This is a genomic window from Alloyangia pacifica (genome assembly GCF_020524285.1).
GTDB lineage: Bacteria > Pseudomonadota > Alphaproteobacteria > Rhodobacterales > Rhodobacteraceae > Salipiger > Salipiger pacificus_B.
This window is the reverse complement of the sequence record NZ_JAIVKX010000013.1, coordinates 89,980-107,531: the sequence shown is the minus strand read 5'-3', so window position 1 is coordinate 107,531 and position 17,552 is coordinate 89,980. Positions and strand designations below refer to the sequence as shown.

The 17,552-nt window shown below is 69.1% G+C and carries 14 protein-coding genes; 11 read left to right on the top strand and 3 right to left on the bottom strand.

Going from position 1 to position 17,552, the window contains the following annotated elements; translation table 11 throughout:
- The first annotated feature begins 21 nt into the window (after positions 1-21).
- Both LC039_RS18340 and LC039_RS18335 read left to right on the top strand, forming a co-directional pair.
- Positions 22-1,047 (top strand): ABC transporter ATP-binding protein, encoded by a 1,026-nt coding sequence (locus LC039_RS18340; RefSeq protein WP_226627167.1) that lies wholly within the window; start codon positions 22-24, stop codon positions 1,045-1,047.
- Positions 1,048-1,182: 135 nt separating this feature from the next.
- Positions 1,183-2,511, top strand: coding sequence for a cytochrome-c peroxidase (locus LC039_RS18335; protein WP_226627165.1), 1,329 nt, complete (start codon positions 1,183-1,185; stop codon positions 2,509-2,511).
- An 11-nt stretch (positions 2,512-2,522) separates the two neighbouring features.
- Here LC039_RS18335 and LC039_RS18330 read toward each other — a convergent pair whose 3' ends face one another.
- Entirely contained in the window at positions 2,523-4,019 is a 1,497-nt protein-coding gene (locus LC039_RS18330) for a CRTAC1 family protein (RefSeq protein WP_226627164.1), read from the bottom strand.
- Entirely contained in the window at positions 4,016-5,272 is a 1,257-nt protein-coding gene (locus tag LC039_RS18325) for an ROK family protein (protein WP_226627162.1), read from the bottom strand. Before LC039_RS18325 ends, LC039_RS18330 begins: the two co-directional genes overlap by 4 nt.
- Before the next feature lie 226 nt (positions 5,273-5,498).
- Between LC039_RS18325 and xylF the strand changes: the two genes are divergently transcribed.
- From xylF to LC039_RS18295, 6 genes are all read left to right on the top strand, one after another.
- Positions 5,499-6,518 (top strand): D-xylose ABC transporter substrate-binding protein, encoded by a 1,020-nt coding sequence (gene xylF / locus LC039_RS18320; RefSeq protein ID WP_226627161.1) that lies wholly within the window; start codon positions 5,499-5,501, stop codon positions 6,516-6,518.
- Positions 6,519-6,614: 96 nt separating this feature from the next.
- On the top strand, positions 6,615-7,907 hold the full coding sequence (locus tag LC039_RS18315; protein WP_226627159.1) for a sugar ABC transporter permease: 1,293 nt from the start codon (positions 6,615-6,617) through the stop codon (positions 7,905-7,907).
- A complete protein-coding gene (locus LC039_RS18310) occupies positions 7,907-8,662 on the top strand; it encodes an ATP-binding cassette domain-containing protein (protein ID WP_226627158.1) in 756 nt (251 codons plus the stop codon). The genes LC039_RS18315 and LC039_RS18310 overlap by 1 nt, the downstream gene beginning before the upstream one ends.
- Before the next feature lie 31 nt (positions 8,663-8,693).
- Entirely contained in the window at positions 8,694-9,992 is a 1,299-nt protein-coding gene (xylA, locus tag LC039_RS18305) for a xylose isomerase (protein WP_226627156.1), read from the top strand.
- A gap of 166 nt (positions 9,993-10,158) precedes the next feature.
- Entirely contained in the window at positions 10,159-10,878 is a 720-nt protein-coding gene (locus LC039_RS18300) for a hypothetical protein (RefSeq protein WP_226627155.1), read from the top strand.
- Between the two features lie 218 nt (positions 10,879-11,096).
- Entirely contained in the window at positions 11,097-12,386 is a 1,290-nt protein-coding gene (locus LC039_RS18295) for an O-acetylhomoserine aminocarboxypropyltransferase/cysteine synthase family protein (protein ID WP_226627153.1), read from the top strand.
- Positions 12,387-12,432: 46 nt separating this feature from the next.
- Here LC039_RS18295 and LC039_RS18290 read toward each other — a convergent pair whose 3' ends face one another.
- The gene (locus LC039_RS18290) at positions 12,433-12,894 is read right to left on the bottom strand and encodes an Lrp/AsnC family transcriptional regulator (RefSeq protein WP_226627151.1); all 462 of its coding nucleotides are present in this window, start codon (positions 12,892-12,894) and stop codon (positions 12,433-12,435) included.
- Positions 12,895-13,141: 247 nt separating this feature from the next.
- Here LC039_RS18290 and LC039_RS18285 point away from each other — a divergent pair, with 247 nt between their 5' ends.
- The 3 genes from LC039_RS18285 to LC039_RS18275 all read left to right on the top strand — a co-directional run bounded on the left by LC039_RS18285 (position 13,142) and on the right by LC039_RS18275 (position 17,542).
- Positions 13,142-14,212: a Leu/Phe/Val dehydrogenase gene (locus LC039_RS18285; RefSeq protein WP_226627149.1), complete on the top strand. Its 1,071-nt coding sequence runs from the start codon at positions 13,142-13,144 to the stop codon at positions 14,210-14,212.
- Positions 14,213-14,482: 270 nt separating this feature from the next.
- On the top strand, positions 14,483-15,736 hold the full coding sequence (locus LC039_RS18280; RefSeq protein WP_226627148.1) for an MFS transporter: 1,254 nt from the start codon (positions 14,483-14,485) through the stop codon (positions 15,734-15,736).
- A 252-nt stretch (positions 15,737-15,988) separates the two neighbouring features.
- Positions 15,989-17,542, top strand: a complete 1,554-nt coding sequence (locus LC039_RS18275; RefSeq protein WP_226627146.1) for a hypothetical protein — start codon at positions 15,989-15,991, stop codon at positions 17,540-17,542.
- Positions 17,543-17,552 lie beyond the last annotated feature (10 nt).

Below are 17,552 nucleotides of genomic sequence, written 5' to 3'. Positions count from 1 at the left end.
GACTGATGAGGAAAGACTGACATGGCTGGCATCGAGCTGAAATCCGTCGAGAAATGGTACGGCGACGCGCAGGTGATCAAGGGCGTGGATCTCGCCGTCGAGGAGGGCGAGTTCGTCATCTTCGTCGGCCCCTCGGGCTGCGGCAAGTCCACGCTGCTGCGGATGATCGCCGGACTCGAGGAGACCTCGCGCGGGCAGATCGTCATCGGCGGGCGCGATGCCACCGCCGAGCCGCCGGCCGAACGCGGCCTTGCGATGGTGTTCCAGAGCTACGCGCTCTACCCGCATATGTCGGTGCGCGAGAACATGGGCTTCTCGCTGAAGTCCGCGGGCGCACCGAAGGAGGAGATCCTGGCCAAGGTCGACGAGGCGGCGCGGGTGCTGAAGCTCGAGCCGCTGCTCGAACGACGCCCCAAGGACCTCTCGGGCGGGCAGCGCCAGCGCGTCGCCATCGGTCGCTCGATCGTGCGCGACCCCACCGCCTTCCTCTTCGACGAGCCGTTGTCGAACCTCGACGCCGCCCTCCGCGTCGAGATGCGCTACGAGATCGCCAAGCTGCACCAGGCGCTCGGCGCGACGATGATCTACGTCACCCATGACCAGGTCGAGGCGATGACCCTCGCCGACCGCATCGTGGTGCTGGAGGCCGGGAGGATCAGCCAGGTCGGCAGCCCGCGCGAACTCTACGAGCGGCCCGGCAACCTCTTCGTCGCGCAGTTCATTGGCTCGCCGAAGATGAACGTGATGGCCGCGGACATCGAGGGGCTGCACCTCGCCGATCCGATGCCCCCCGCAACGCGTCATGTCGGCATCCGCCCCGAGCACATCACGCTGACCGCCCCGGGCGCGGGCCAGCTCGACGGCACGGTCGACGTGCTCGAGTACCTCGGCGCCGACACCTACGTGATCGTCGACTGCGGCGCCGCGGGCAAGCTCACGGTGCGCGCCATCGGCAGCACCGATCTGACCCCCGGCGCGCCCTGCGGCCTCGCCTTCGAGCCCCTCCACGTCCATGCCTTCGACGCCGAGGGGCTGGCGCTGCGCTGAGCCCCTTCGTCTAGAGGCAAATACCCCGGGGGAGTCCGCGCCCCGCGCGGGGCGGGGCGGCGCCCCCATCTCCACCGCTTGCCGCAGGCCCCGTACGCGTGTCATCAATACCCCACCGAGGGGGAGGAGAGGACGATGCGCAGGACGGGCATGGCCCTTGTCGGGCTGACGCTGCTTGTGGGCACCACCGCCGGTGCGGAGACGCGCCTGCCGCGCGCCGTGAGCGATGTGGATTTCGTCGAGACGGATGCGGCCGAGGTCGCGCTCGGCCAGTTGCTGTTCTACGATCCGATCCTCTCGGGCAACCGCAACATCGCCTGCGCCACCTGCCATCATCCGCGCTTTGCCACTTCGGACGGGCTGAGCCTCGGGCTCGGCGAGGGCGGCCTGGGGCTCGGGCCGGAGCGCCATGTCACCGCCGAGAACACCCCCGAGCAGCGCATTCCCCGCAATGCCACGGCGCTGTTCAACCTCGGGGCGCATGAGTTCACCACGCTTTTCCACGACGGCCGGATCGAGGCCGACCCGTCGCGCCCAGGCGGCATCCGAACGCCGATGGCCGAGGACATGGAGCAGGGCTTTTCCGGGGTGCTCTCGGCGCAGACCATGTTCCCCGTGCTCTCGCCCGACGAGATGGCCGGGCACTATTCCGAAAGCGACGTCTCCAAGGCGGTGCGCTCGGGGCGGATCACCGGCGAGGGCGGCGCCTGGGACATCATCTCGCAGCGGATCGCGGCGATCCCCGCCTACAGCACGCGGTTCGAGGCGGTCTATCCGCATGTGGCGGGCGGCACGCCGATCCATTTCACCGATATCTCCAACGCCATCGCCGCCTTCGTCGCCTTCGAGTGGCGCTCCGACGACAGCCCCTTCGACGCGGCGCTGCGCGGCGAGACGCCTCTGAGCGGTGCCGCGGCGGAGGGGGCGGCGCTGTTCTACGGGGATGCGGGCTGCGCGGCGTGCCACGCGGGGCCTTTTCTCACTGATCACGGATTCCACGCGATGGCTGCACCGCAGCTCGGGCCGGGCAAGGCCGAGCGCTTCGAGCATCACGCGCGCGACGACGGGCGGATGCGGGTGACCGGGCGCGCGGAGGACCGTTTCGCCTTTCGCACACCGTCGCTGCGCAACGTGGCGAAGACCGGCCCCTGGGGCCACGCGGGCGGGCATGACGATCTGGCGGCCTTCCTTGCCGACCACGCGGCACGGGCCGAGGGGCTGAGCCACTACGCGCGCTCCGTCGTCCTGCCCGAGCTGCCGGAGACCAAGCCCGACTGGGCGGTGATGGATGACCCTGCGGAGGTCCAGGCGCTGGTCACGGCGGCGGGTCCGGGTGCGGCGCTGACGGCCGCGGAGATCGCGGCGCTCATGGCGTTTCTCGACACGCTGACCGATCCGGCGGCGCTGTCGGGGCGGCTCGGCGTGCCGGACAGCGTGCCCTCGGGGCTGCCGGTGGACCGCTGAGGGCGCGGGGCCTAGGGGCGCTCGATCCGCATCACCTCGCCGGGGCGCACGGGCTGCCAGTCGCCCTCGGTGCCGTCTGGCCAGATCACCCGCACCTCGGCCCCCGTCTCCACGCCGAGACCGAAGTGCAGCGGCAAGGCGCTGCCCCCCGCGTGGCCGCCGCCGACGGTGACCTCCTGCGTCTGAACCCCGGAGGCGGAGCGCAGTTCGACCCAGGCGCCCACGCCCTCGCGGTTCACCCCAGACTGCGCCGGGGCAACCCCGACCCAGCCCCCCGCCGCCTCGGTCACGTTGCGCCAGAGCTCCATCGGAGCACGCCGGTTGACCACCGCCAGATCAAGCCGCCCGTCGCCGTTCAGATCGGCGAGCGCGGCCCCGCGCGCGCGGTGCATCGTGGCGATCCCCGCCTCCGCCCCGACCTCGACAAAGCGCCCGCCCCCGCCCTGCATCAGCAGCGAATTGGGATCGTCCATCGCCATGCCGGGCATCTGGTCGACGTTGCCCTTGGAGATGAAGAGATCGGCCCGCCCGTCGTTGTCGACGTCGCCGAACTCGGCGTGCCAGCCGGTCGAGGGCCGCCCGTCGTCCCCCGTGTAGGGCCGGTGCGCCGTGGCGCCCTGTGCGTAGGGCGCATCCTCGAACCCCGTCCCGCGGTTGAACTGCAGGAGCTGGTCGCCCATCGAGGTCATCATCACCTCGGGCAGCCCGTCGCCGGTGAGATCGCGCGAGGCGATGCCCATGCCCCAGAGCGAGACCTTGGCCCAATCGGTGCGCTCCTCGAGCGGCGAGAGCCGGAACATCTGCTCGTAGCCGCCCTTCACGTAGTAGTGCCGGTCGTTCGACAGCCGCAGCTCGGGCATGCCGCTGCGCTGCCAGTCGGAGATCAGCGCCGAGAGGGTGCACCAGCCGGGCGCGATCGTCTCGACCGTGCCGAAGCCGGTCTCGCCGGGCCGGATCACCTCGCTGCCGTCACAGGCCTCGAAGGGTCCCTCGGGGTCGGAGCGGTCCACGTAGTTGCCGACGAAGACCGTGGGCCAGCCCTGCCCCGGCTCCCATGTCGCGGCGAAGGCGGTGGTCCAGGCGTCGCGCTGCGGCAGGCCCCAGGCCTCGGTGGCGTCCTCGAAGCGACAGCCGCCGAGCCCGCGCAGCACGCGGTTCGGCCCGACGCGCAGCACGAAGAGATCGAGCTGCCCGTCGCTGTCCAGGTCGAGCGGGTAGGCGCCGGTGACTCCGGTCATCTCGGGCAGCTCCGCCGCCTCGAAGCGCAGCGCCCCGCCCGGCGCGGATCGGTTGACGAAAAGCGATGCGGGCGCGGTGCCGCCGGCGGCGAAGAGCTCGGGCAGATCGTCGCCGCTGCAATCGAAGGCGGCAAGACCGCCGCCGACGAAGTGCTCCCAGCCGCCGGAGTAGACGTGCTCCACCGGGAGTCCCGCGCTGTCATCGACGAAGACCGGCCCCGCCGCCGCAAGCGTTGGAACAAGCGCCAGAAGACCCACCGCCCGGATCATTGCGCCGCCATCTCGCGGCCCGCGCCGAGCATCTGCCCGGTCAGCGTCTCCAGCGCCAGCGCCGCCGCGCCCCGCGCCCAGATCATGTCGCCCCAGGCGTGGATCTCGACCTTTGGCGCGGCGCGGCCGGTCTCGATCATCATCGTCTTCATCTCCGCCAGCGTGTCCCCGGCATAGAGGTAGTCGTAGCGCATCCGTTCCCCCGACAGGATGATCAGCTGCGGATCGAAGAGGTTGGTGACATTGGCCAGAGCCAGCGACAGGTAGCGCCCGGCGCGGCGGAAGATCGAATGCGCCGCCGGATTGCCGGCCTTGGCCTGGCTGAACAGGCTCTCCAGCAGCGCGCGCACCGAGCGGGTCTCGAGGTCGGGCAGGTTCAGCGCCGTGCGCGCCTCGCGCACCAGCGCGTAGTCGGCGACATAGGCCTCGAGGCAGCCGCGCTGGCCGCAGCGGCAGAGCGCGCCGTCGAGATGCACCTTCATGTGGCCCAGCTCCATGCCCATGCCATGCGCCCCCCGGTAGAGCCGGTGGTTCATCACGAAACCCATGCCGACGCCGTGCTCGATGGTCACCACGGCGAAGTTCGACAGGCTGCGCCCGGCCCCGAACCAGAGTTCGGCGAGGGTCACGAGATTGGCGTCATTGTCGATATGCACCGGCAGGCCGAGCCGCTGTGCCAGCGCCGCGCTGAGGTCGATGTCGCGCTGCGCGAGGATCGGCGACCAGCGCACGAGGCCGGTCTCGGCCTCGACGAAGCCTGGCACTCCGAGCCCGATCGCGTGCAAGTCCTCCGGCGCGACCCCGGCGGCGTCGCACAGGTCGCGCATCAGCGTCTCGGTGACCTCGCCGACCGCCTGAACCGACAATTGGCCCGGCGCGCGCGGCATCGAGGCCGAGGCGACCACCCGCCCCGACAGGTCGGCCAGCACCGCGGTGTGGTCGATGTCCGACAGCTTCACGCCCATGACGTGATGCACGCCGGGGCGGACCTGCAGCGCCACCGCCGGGCGCCCCCGGCCGCTGTCGCCAATCCGGGCGGCCTGCACCTCCTCGAGAAACCCCGTCTCGATCAGCTCCGAGGTGATCGTGGTGACCGAGGCGGGGCTGACCCGCAGGTCCTTGGCCACCTGCACCCGCGGCACGCGGCCAAGCGCCCGGACGTGCTCGAAGACCTGCTGGCGCAAGGGGCGCTGCACCGTCTCCGGGGCCTGCAGCAGGGGGCCGCAGCCGTTGATCTCCGCCTCGTCGTTCATGCCTCTGATGCGCCCAGAATTCATTTATTTCGCGAACAAAATACACCTTATGGACCGCGGAAAGAGCGCGAAACCGGCACTCCTCAGCGGCTCATGGCCGATGTTTGCCCTGTCCGGCAATATGCGGGGGCAAATTTAATTTGACAACTGAATTTAAGGAGCACAGGCTGACCACGCGCCGAGGGAGAACGGCGCACGCCCCACCGGGGCACCTAGGGAGGAAAACATGTACAAGACCTTGCTGGCCTCTGCGGCCATCACACTCGGGCTTGCCGTCACGGCATCGGCCCAGACCGTCGGCGTGTCCTGGTCGAACTTCCAGGAAGAGCGCTGGAAGACCGACGAGGCCGCGATCAAGTCGGCGCTGGAGGCCGCGGGCGCGACCTATATCTCGGCCGACGCGCAGTCCTCGTCCTCGAAGCAGCTGTCGGACGTCGAGTCGCTGATGGCGCAGGGCGTCGACGCGCTGATCATCCTGGCGCAGGACACCCAGGCCATCATCCCCGCCGTCGAGGCCGCCGCCAACGAGGGCGTGCCGGTGATCGCCTATGACCGCCTGATCGAGGACAGCCGCGCCTTCTACCTGACCTTCGACAACGTCGAGGTCGGCCGGATGCAGGCCCGCGCGGTGCTCGATGCGGCGCCGGAGGGCAACTACGTGATGATCAAGGGCTCGCCCACCGATCCCAACGCCGACTTCCTGCGCGGCGGCCAGCAGGAGGTGCTGCAGGAGGCCATCGACAGCGGCGCGATCACCATCGTCGGCGAAGCCTATACCGACGGCTGGCTGCCCGCCAACGCGCAGCGCAACATGGAACAGATCCTTACCGCCAACGACAACAACGTCGACGCGGTGGTCGCCTCGAACGACGGCACCGCCGGCGGCGCCGTGGCCGCGCTGACCGCGCAGGGGCTCGACGGCATCCCTGTCTCGGGACAGGACGGCGACCACGCCGCGCTGAACCGCGTCGCCCGCGGCACCCAGACCGTCTCGGTCTGGAAGGATGCGCGCGAGCTCGGCAAGGCAGCGGGCGAGATCGCCGTCGAACTTGCCGGCGACACGATGGCCAGCGACATCGAGGGTGCGGCGGAATGGACCTCCCCGGCGGGCACGACGCTCTGGGCCAAGTTCCTCGAGCCGGTGCCGATCACCAAGGACAACCTCGAGAGCGTGGTGGACGCAGGCTGGATCGGCCAGGACGCGCTCTGCCAGGGCGTCACCGACGGCCCCGCGCCCTGCAACTGATCGCGGCACGCGACTGACAGAGGCGCCCCCGCCCCCGATCCCGGGCGCGGCGGGGGCGCTCCCCGTAACGCAATTCTCAGATCCCCCGAGGCCCCAATGGCAGAGGCGAAGACCTCCGGCGCGTCGGCCGGCCGCAGGAACATCTTCCAGACCCTCGAATTCGACACCCGCCTACTGGGCATGGTCGGCGCGTTCATCCTGGTCTGCATCGTGTTCAATGTCCTGACGGACGGCCGCTTCCTCACCCCGCGCAATATTTTCAACCTGACGATCCAGACGGTCAGCGTGGCGATCATGGCCACCGGCATGGTCTTCGTTATCGTCACCCGCAACATCGACCTCAGCGTCGGCGCATTGCTCGCCACCTGCTCGGCGATGATGGCGATCACCCAGACGCAGCTTCTGCCCGGGCTCGGGCTCGACTATGGCAACCCGGTCATCGCGCCGCTCGCCATCATTGTCGGGCTGCTCACCGGCGCGCTCATCGGCGCCTTCCAGGGCTGGATCGTCGGCTATCTCACCGTGCCCGCCTTCATCGTCTCGCTCGGCGGGCTGCTGGTCTGGCGCAACGTCGCCTGGTACCTGACCAGCGGCCAGACCATCGGCCCGCTCGACGACACGTTCCAGACCCTCGGCGGCATCGGCGGCACGCTCGGCGTCACCGGCAGCTGGATCTTCGGTGTCCTCGCCACGCTTGTCGCATGGGCCGCCATCGCCAATGCCCGCAAGGCGAGGATCAGCCACGAGTTCCCGGTCAAGCCGCTCTGGGCCGAAGGCGTGCTCATGGCGCTCTCGGCCGTGGCGATCCTCGGCTTCGTAGCGATCCTGAATGCCTACGAGGTGCCGAGCCGCGTGCTGCGCCGCGCCTTCGAGGCGCGCGGCGAGACCATGCCAGAGGGCTTCACCGCCGGCTACGGCATCCCCTACTCGGTGCTGCTGCTGATCGCCGTGGCCGTGGTGATGACCGTGGTCGCCCGCCGCACCCGGCTGGGGCGCTACATCTTCGCCACCGGCGGCAACCCCGAGGCCGCGGAGCTTTCCGGCATCAACACCCGTCTACTGACGGTCAAGGTCTTCGCGGTGATGGGCGTGCTCTGCGCGCTCGCCGGCATGGTCGCCTCGGCCCGCCTGTCGTTCCACTCCAACGACATCGGCACGCTCGACGAGCTGCGCGTCATCGCCGCGGCGGTGATCGGCGGCACCGCGCTGGCGGGCGGCATCGGCACGATCTACGGCGCCATCCTCGGCGCGCTGATCATGCAGTCGCTGCAATCGGGCATGGCCATGGTCGGCGTCGACGCACCTTTCCAGAACATCGTCGTGGGCGTCGTGCTGGTGCTCGCCGTGCTCATCGACATCCTCTACCGCAAACGCACGGGAGACGCGTGATGGCTGACAGAACCGGAGCCCCGCTGGTCGAGATGCGCGACGTCTCGGTCTCGTTCGGCGGCATCAAGGCGGTCGACCACGTCACCGTCGACCTCTACCCTGGCGAGGTGGTCGGCCTGCTCGGCCACAACGGCGCGGGCAAGTCGACGCTGATCAAGTGCCTGTCCGGCGCCTACCGCATGGACAGCGGCGAGATCCTGATCGACGGGCAAAAGGCCGAGATCGGCAACCCGCGCGACGCCCGCAAGTACAACATCGAGACGATCTACCAGACGCTGGCGCTAGCCGACAATCTCGATGCCGCGTCGAACCTCTTCCTGGGGCGCGAGCTGGTAACGCCCACCGGCCTCGTCGACGATGCGCAGATGGAGGCCGAGACGCGCAAGATCATGGCGCGGCTCAACCCTAACTTCCGCAAGTTCCAGGACCCGGTAAAGGCGCTCTCGGGCGGGCAGCGGCAGTCGGTGGCCATCGCCCGCGCGGTCTACTTCAACGCCCGCATCCTGATCATGGACGAACCCACCGCCGCGCTCGGCCCGCAGGAGACCCAGATGGTCGCCGAGCTGATCGAGCAACTCAAGGCGCAGGGCCTCGGCATCTTCCTCATCGAGCACGACATCCACAACGTGATGAAACTCTGCGACCGCGCCTCGGTGATGAAGAACGGCAAGCTCGTCGGCACGGTCAATGTCGGCGAAGTCACCGACGAGGACATCCTCGGCATGATCATCCTCGGCAAGCAGCCGCACGGCTGATCCCCCAAACCCCATTCAACACGAGGCACTCATGACGGGCTTCTTCGGAGACATCCCGAAATTCACCTACCAGTCGGACGGCGACAGCGAGTTCGCCTTCCGCCACTACAACCCCGACGAGATCGTCATGGGCAAGCGGCTGGAAGATCACCTGCGCTTCGCCGTCGCCTATTGGCACAGCTTCGCTTGGGAGGGCGGCGATCCCTTCGGCGGGCGCACCTTCGACCGGCCCTGGTTCGGCTCGGAGATGGAGAAGGCGAAGATGAAGGCCGACGTCGCCTTCGAGATGTTCGACCTGCTGGATGTGCCCTTCTTCTGCTTCCACGACGCCGACGTGCGCCCCGAGGGCGCAGACTTTGCCGAGACCACGCGCAACCTCGAAGAGATCGTCGAGTACTTCGCGCAGAAGATGGAGGGGTCGAAGACCCGCCTGCTCTGGGGCACGGCGAACCTCTTCACCAACCGCCGTTTCATGTCCGGCGCGGCCACCAACCCCGACCCCGAGGTCTTTGCCTGGTCCGCCGCCACGGTGAAGACCTGCATGGATGCCACCCACAAGCTTGGCGGAGAGAACTACGTGCTCTGGGGCGGGCGCGAGGGCTACGAGACGCTGCTCAACACCGACCTGACGCGCGAGGCCGAGCAGGCCGGCGCCTTCCTGTCGAGGGTCGTCGACTACAAGCACAAGATCGGCTTCAAGGGCACCATCCTGATCGAGCCCAAGCCGCAGGAGCCGTCGAAGCACCAGTACGACTACGACGTTGCCACGGTCTACGGCTTTCTCAAGCGCTTCGGGCTGGAAAACGAGGTGAAGCTGAACATCGAGCAGGGTCATGCGATCCTTGCAGGGCACAGCTTCGAACACGAGCTGGCGCTGGCCGCCTCGCTGGGCCTTCTGGGCTCGATCGACATGAACCGCAACGACTACCAGTCCGGCTGGGACACCGACCAGTTCCCCGACAGCGTGCCCGAGGTGGCGCGCGCCTATTACGAGGTCCTGAAGGCGGGCGGCTTCACCACCGGCGGCACCAATTTCGACGCCAAGCTGCGGCGGCAGTCGCTGGACCCCGAGGACCTGATCCTTGGCCATGCCGGCGCGATGGACGTCTGTGCCCGGGGCCTCAAGGCGGCGGCGGCGCTGCTCGAGGACGGCACGCTCGAGGCCCTGCGCGCCGAGCGCTACGCCGATTGGGAGACCCCCGCGAACAAGGCCCTGCTGACCTCGGACCTCGCCAGCATCGAGGCGCGGGTGCGCGATCAGGGCATCAACCCCAAGCCGCGGTCCGGACGGCAGGAGCGGCTCGAGAACCTCTGGAACCGCTACGTCTGAGACACGCGGAAACACCGGGTCCGGCGCGTGGCGTGCGTGCCGGACCTGTCGACACCGTTCCCCGCCACACTTCCGCCGAACTGCCCTGCGAACTTCCGGCTTGCGTTCACCCTCGGCTTGCATGCCATTCTGAGGACGACGCTTTTCGCTTCCGGAGGTTGCCCCGATGTTCAGGTTTCCCCGCCTCGCCCCGCTGCTGATCGCCCTCGCCGCGCCGCTGTCGGCGCAATCCCCGGCCGTCGATCTCGACGCCGCCGCGCGCAGTCCTGCCTTTCGCTGGCCCGAGCGTCCGGGCTGGCCCGCGCGCCCCGATCGTCCCTATCGCCCCGGCTGGGGCGGCGGCTGGCACACGGGCTGGGGCGGCTACGGCGGCCTGGGCGTCTCGATCGACCTCGGCACCCGCCTGCCCGGCGCCGATGGCTCGGTGCGCGAGCCGGTGATGACCATCGAGCGCGACAGCCCCGCCCGCACCAGGCAGATCCGCAACTCGCCCGGCGCGCCGGTGGTCAGCGCGCCGAAGGCCACCACTGCCCGCCTCGGCCAACCGCCGATCGTGGAGCGGGCCCCGGCCTCCCCGGCCACCCTGCCGCCGGGACAGGCGCAGCAGGGCGTCGGCGAGCTGCATGGCGGCGGCAGTGCGCTGGGACAGGTGCTCAGCTCGGATGGCGAGAACTACGTGCTGCTGCTGACCCTGCCCGAGAGCCGCGTCACCTGCCTCGGCCAGCTCGACGGGCCACCCGCGCTGTTTCCCAGCATGGGCTCGGCGCTGGCCTGCACCGACGGGGCGCAGGGCAACGCGCTCTTCGCGACACCCGAGGAGGGCAATGGCAGCAGCGCCAGCTTCACCCTCGACGGCGGGCGCGGCGGCTACCTGGTGTTCCCCTGAGCCGCCCGCGCCGGCCCGCCCCGCGCTGATCCGCCCATCCCCCCGGAGCTGCCCGGCCCGCACTCGGGACCGTCCTGACGTGGCGGACCGGTGGCGGCAGAACGCACGGGGCGCGGGCAGGCGCGACAGAAAGCGGCCCCCGCCAAATCCCTCGCCATCGTCATTGCCGCCACCGCCCCTCTTGCCTAACGTGCCGCAAGGTAAGGAGGAGGAATTTCATGACCGACAGGACCCCCGGCTTCGACACGCTCGCCGTGCACGCGGGCACCGAGCCCGATGCCGCCACCGGCGCGCGTCAGGTGCCGATATACCAGAGCACGTCCTACGTGTTCCGCGACGCGGATCACGCGGCCCGGCTCTTCAATCTCGAAGAGGTCGGCTACATCTACTCGCGGCTGACCAACCCCACCGTCTCGGCGCTGGCCAACCGGGTCACCGCGCTCGAGGGCGGCGCGGGCGGCATCGCCTGCTCGTCGGGCCACGCGGCGCAGATCATGGCGCTCTTCCCGCTAATGGCGCCGGGCTGCAACATCGTCTCGTCCTCGCGGCTTTACGGCGGCACGATCACCCAGTTCAGCCAGACCATCCGCCGCTTCGGCTGGTCCGCCAGTTTCGTCGACACCGACGATCTGGACGCGGTGAGGGCGGCGATCGACGAGAACACCCGCGCGCTGTTCTGCGAGACCATCGCCAACCCCGGCGGCTACGTGACCGACCTTGATGCCATGGCGAAGATCGCCGATGCCGCGGGCATCCCGCTGATCGTCGACAACACCACCGCGACCCCGTGGCTCTGCAAGCCCATCGAGCACGGCGCGACCTTGGTGGTCCATTCGGCAACCAAGTATCTCACCGGCAACGGCACGGTCACCGGCGGCATCGTGGTGGATTCCGGCAAGTTCGACTGGTCGGCCTCGGCCAAGTTCCCCTCGCTGTCGCAGCCCGAGCCCGCCTACCACGGGCTGACCTTCCACGCGGCGCTGGGGCCGATGGCCTTCACCTTCCACTCCATCGCGGTCGGCCTGCGCGACCTTGGCATGACGATGAACCCGCAGGGTGCGCATTACACGCTGATGGGGATCGAGACGCTGGGCCTGCGCATGGAGCGGCACGTGAAGAACGCGCAGGCGGTGGCCGAATGGCTGGAAAAGGATCCGCGCATCGAGGCGGTCACCTACGCCGGGCTGCCCTCGTCGCCCTGGTACGAGCGGGCGCAGCGCATCGTGCCCAAGGGCGCCGGCGCGCTCTTCACCGTCTCGCTGAAGGGCGGCTACGAGGCCTGTGTCAAGCTGGTGGGCAGCCTGAAGCTGTTCAGCCACGTGGCCAACCTCGGTGACACCCGCAGCCTGATCATTCACCCGGCCTCGACAACCCACCGGCAGCTCGAGCCCGAGCAGCAGGTACAGGCGGGTGCGGCGCCGAACGTGGTGCGCATCTCGATCGGCATCGAGGACGTGGCCGACATCATCGCCGACCTCGACCAGGGGCTCGCCGCCGCGACGGCCTGAGACCCTCGTACACTCGGGGCTGGCACTCCGGTGCCGGCCCTCCCGGTCAGGGGATCCGCGTTCTTTCGATGAATTTGCGCAGCGCGAAGCGCGAGCGCACGCTGCGCACCCCGGGGATTTTCATCAGGCGTTTCTGCAGGAAGGCCTCGTATTCCTCGAGATCGCGCACCAGCACCTCGAGCAGGAAATCCTGCGAGCCGGTCATCAGCATGCCCGTGACCACCTCTTCGAGCCCCGAGACCGCCTTCTGGAACTTCTCCACGTCGGGGCCGTCCGAGCGCTCCAGTTCCACCGAGATGAAGGCGGTGACGCCGAAGCCCGAGACCTTGCGGTCGATCTTCGCCACGTAGCCCGAGATCAGCCCGGTGTCCTCGAGCCGCTGCAGACGGCGCTTGCAGGGCGTGGGCGAGAGGCCAACCTTCTCGGCCAGCTCGACCACGGTGATCCGCCCGTCGGTCTGCAGCACCCGCAGGATCCTGCGATCCAGCTCATCGAGGGCAATCGTCACCTCGGCTCCTCCGCCATCTGCGGGACCATCCGTGTCTCCGCCGTTCGAACCCGCCACGCATGGCCCGAACACCGGACCTTCGCAACCGGGGAAGAGGATATCTGAGCGACAATCGCCAACAAAGCGGGAAATCGTGGGGAAAAGCGCGCGCGTCTCAGCAAGCGGCATATTCCTTTGGCGACAACGGCCCGGCGGCACATGGCACACTGTATGCAATCACACACATTGAGCGGCTTGAGAGGATTCCATGGCCCTGAAACTCGTCGAAGAACAGGCTCCCGCCGGCTACGAACGGCTCGTCTACATCGAGGACGAAGAGGCCGGGCTGCGCGCCTTTGTCTGCGTGCATTCCACCGTCCTCGGCCCGGCCGTCGGCGGCTGCCGGATGTGGAACTACGCCACGCTCGAGGAGGCCCGCACCGACGTGCTGCGCCTCGCCGCGGGCATGACCCACAAGAACGCCATGGCCGGCCTCGGCCTCGGCGGCGGCAAGTCCGTCATCCTCGGCGATCCGCGCAGCGACAAGACCGAGGCGCTGTTCCGCGCCTTCGGCCGCGCCATCGAGTCGTTCAAGGGCAGCTACTACACCGCCGAGGACGTCGGCATCTCGCCCGAGGACATGGCGGTAGTCGCCACGCAGACCGCCTATGCCGTCGGTCTCGACCATGGCGCCCATGCCAGCGGCGATCCCTCGCCCTTCACCGCCGAGGGCGTGTTCCAGTGCCTGAAGGTCGGCGCGCGGGCCGTGTTCGGCAGCGATGACCTCACCGGCCGCCGCGTGCTGGTGCAGGGCCTCGGCCACGTCGGCTGGAGCCTCGCCGAGAAGCTGCACGCCGCAGGCGCGCAACTGGTGGTGTCGGACGTGAACACCGCCGCGGTCGAAAAGGCCCGCGACACGCTGGGCGCAGAGTTCTGCGCCCCGGACGCCGTCTTCGCGCAGCAGATCGACGTCTTCGCCCCCTGCGCCCTCGGCGGCATTCTCACCCACGACAGCGTGGCGCGTCTGAGCGCGAAGCTGGTCTGCGGTGCGGCGAACAACCAGCTGCTCGAGCCCTCGGTCGCCGAGGCGCTGCTGGAGCGCGATTGCCTCTACCTGCCCGACTACGTGGTCAACGCCGGCGGGATCATCAGCGTCGCCGGCGAGGTGCATCGCGCCGGGCCGGAGTACCGCGCCGACCGCCTCGCGCAGATCGCCAGCCGCGTCGGGCAGATCATCGAGATCAGCCGGGACCAGCACAAGACCACCACGCAGGTCGCCGACGAGATGGTCGCCGACATCCTCGCAGCGGCAGGCAAGGTCACGCAACTCGCCAGCTGAAGACCTGATGCCCGGGCGGCTCGCCAAGGAGCCGCCCGCTTCGCCTGTCTCCGACCTTGCGGCCGTTTGGCTGCCGAGATCCGCGTCACTGCACCGCAAGTCGCCGGGGTGGCACGGCAGCCCTGCCCTGCCCGAGACCGCCACCGCGCTCGCTGACCTCGTGCTCTGTCGTAAACCGCAGAGGAAATGACGCGCCTGCGCTAGCGGCGGCCTCCGCCAGCGCGATATCGCTCGCAGGAAGAGTCGCCCGGCAGCGTTGGAGTTCCTGTCATGATTACCGTCTTGTCCGGGGTCTGGGCCCTGCTGCTCGGCATCGTGCTCATCATGCTGGGCAACGGCATGCACTTCACGCTGATCGGCCTGCGCGGCGCGATCGAGTCGTTTTCCCCCACCGCGCTGGCGATCATCACCTCGGGCTACTTCGTGGGCTTCCTGTCGGGTGCGCAGGTCACGCCGCGGCTGATCCGGCGCGTCGGCCACGTCCGGGTCTTCGCCGCGCTCGGCAGCTTCATGTCGGCCGGTCTCATCGCCTTCCCGCTGGTCACCGAACCCTGGGCCTGGACCGCGCTGCGCGTGCTGGTCGGCTTCTGCATGTCCGGCGTCTACGTCACCGCCGAGAGCTGGATGAACCACGCGGCGACCAACGAGACCCGCGGCAAGGTGCTCTCGGCCTACATGATCGCGCAGACGCTCGGGCTCATCGGGGCGCAGGGGCTGCTGACGCTGGGCGATGCGGGCACCTCCGCGCTGTTCATCGGCGCTTCGATCCTCGTGTCGATCTCCTTTGCCCCGATCCTGCTGTCGATCACCCCCGTCCCGGCGGTGGAGGTGACGCGGCCGATGAGCCTGTTCAAGCTCTTCCACTTCGCGCCGCTCAGCACCGTGGGCATCTTCCTGCTTGGCAGCGTCTACGCGACACAGTCGGGCATGGGGCCGGTCTTCGGCTCGGAGATCGGGCTGACGGCGCCACAGATCTCGCTGTTCATCGCCATGCTCTTCGCTGGCGCGCTGCTGCTGCAATACCCGATCGGCTGGCTCTCGGACCAGATGGACCGTCGCATGCTGATCTTCGGAGGTTCGATCGTGGGCGCAGCCGCCTGCGCCTTCGGCTGGCTCACCGGGGGCGGGCTCGTGGCCCTGCTCGTCGCCGCCTTCATCGCGGGCGGCGTCACCACGCCGCTCTACGCGCTGTTCCTAGCCTATACCAACGACTCGCTCGCCCCCGAGGACATGCCTGCCGCATCGGGCGGGCTGGTGTTCACCTTCGGGCTCGGGGCGATCTCCGGCCCCCTGGTGACCGGCTGGGGCATGCAGGTGATCGGCCCCTACGCCTTCTGGCTGGTGCTTGCCGCGACCTTCGCCATCATCGCCCTCTACGCCCTCTACCGCATGACCCAGCGCACGGCACCGCCGAAAGAGGATGCCGAGAGCTACCTGAACGTGCTGCCGAGCAGCTCTCCGGTAGCCGTCGAGGCAGCCGGGGCATGGGCCGCGGAGAACGCCGAAAGCGACGACCAGCCCTAGCGCGCGCGAGCTTCCCGGGCCGCCCCGGCGCAGCTCCCGAGACGCGTCGATGCCGATCGCTCGCAATTTGAAGTGAAAAGACTCGTGCCGGGATGTCACTGCCGGCGCGCATCGGTTCCGCCATGGCACGAGCTGCGGCGGCGGCAAGCCTATGTCCCGAGCACCCGGCTTGTGTGAAACTCTGCAGTAGAATCATGTGACTCTACAAAATGGCGCCTGCCATGCGGGAGGGACTGGCCGATGAGGAACCCTGTGTCCATTTTCGCGCGCGGCTGCCGGGCCACGGTCTTCGCGATGGGCATGGCGGTGGCGGGCTGCGCGGATGACGAGATCACCGTGCCGGCCGTTCAGCCGGTGTCCGAAGCGCCGTTTCCGCAGGACCTCTATGACGCGGATGTCACGCTCGGCATTTCTGAGAGCATCGCCGCGGCCGGCCGCACGCTTCCCTTGCACGTCTACCTCGGCCTCTTCCCGCAGAGCGAAACACGGCTCGCGGCAAAAGCTGCCGTGGACTTGCGGGAGATTCAGCGCGTTCTTCCCACGCTGCTCTCGAACAGGCTCGACCCCGATTGCGGCCTTGGCCTCACGGTCGGGCTGACCAGCGCGCAGGCCGAGGGCGATGCGGTGCGGGCGCAGGGCGCGGTGCGGGCCGAGCTCTACCGCTGCAAGGGCCGGGGAAGCGAAACCGAAACGCGGGGGGCGCATCTCTGGACACAGGTGGTGGATTTCGAAGCGCTGGTCTCCGGCGGGCTCACCGGGGAATGCGTCGGCTTCGAGCTGCGCGATCTGTCGCTCGACCCCCGTGGCCTCACCGGCGGGCTGGGCACCCTTTTCGGGATCACCGAAAGGGTGCGGCGGGCGATCGTCACGCAGGGCAACGCGGCTTTGCAGGCGGCCCCGGTCTGTCCCGAGATGCCCGAGGGGCTCGCGCTTCTGTCGCCGGATTTCACCTCGGGCGGCGCGGTCGAGATCGGCGACGGAGGCATGGGCGCCGCGCTCTCCGGCTCCGTCGCCAGCGACGCGGAGCGCCTCGTGGCGCTGATGGGCCTGTGGCAGGACAAGGGCGCCCTGCCAGCGGCAGGTGAGGGCAACTCCGGCCTTCCCGCCGGGACTGTCGCCTTCCGTTTCGAGGACAGCCTGAAAGCGCTCGACCCGCCGCTCTCCTACGGTCTCGACCTGCGCCTGAGAGCCGTCTCGCCGACCCGCATCGCGGCAACTGCCGGACTTGATCTGCGGGACGTGCAGCGGCGCCTGCCTGACATGGCCAATGGAGCGGTGCTGGTCGACGATTGCCGGGCGCGCGTCGAGGTGCAGGACATCGAGCTCCTCGCTCAGGCCGAGAACCTCGTCGCGCTGGCCCGGCTCGATGCGCGCAGCTACACCTGCGAGCGGACCGGCGACAGTTCCTGGCAGCGCGGCGCCTTGGAGCGTGCCGAAGAGGTGGACGTGCGCGCCGAGATCTCTGCCTCGGTCACCGACAACTGCCTGATCTTTCACCTCGTGGATCTGGCGCGCGACCCGCCGCTCCCGGTGGTCGCCGAGGGGCGGCAGGGCGCGCGGAGCGAGGCTGCGCGCACGCTCTTCATCGATGCCGTCGACCACCTCTTGCAGGACCGGCCACTCTGCCCGGAGCTGCCAGCGGAACTGCGTGTGCTCGACCCGCAGTTCCGGTCCGGCGCGCCGATGGAGATGGGCAGCGGCGGGCTCGGCTTTGGCCTCGAAGGATCGGTCGATCTGGGCGCGACCACGATCATCGCCATGCTGCAGCTTCTGCAGGAACGGGGCGTTCTGCCGCCCCGCCCCTGATCGGCTCAGA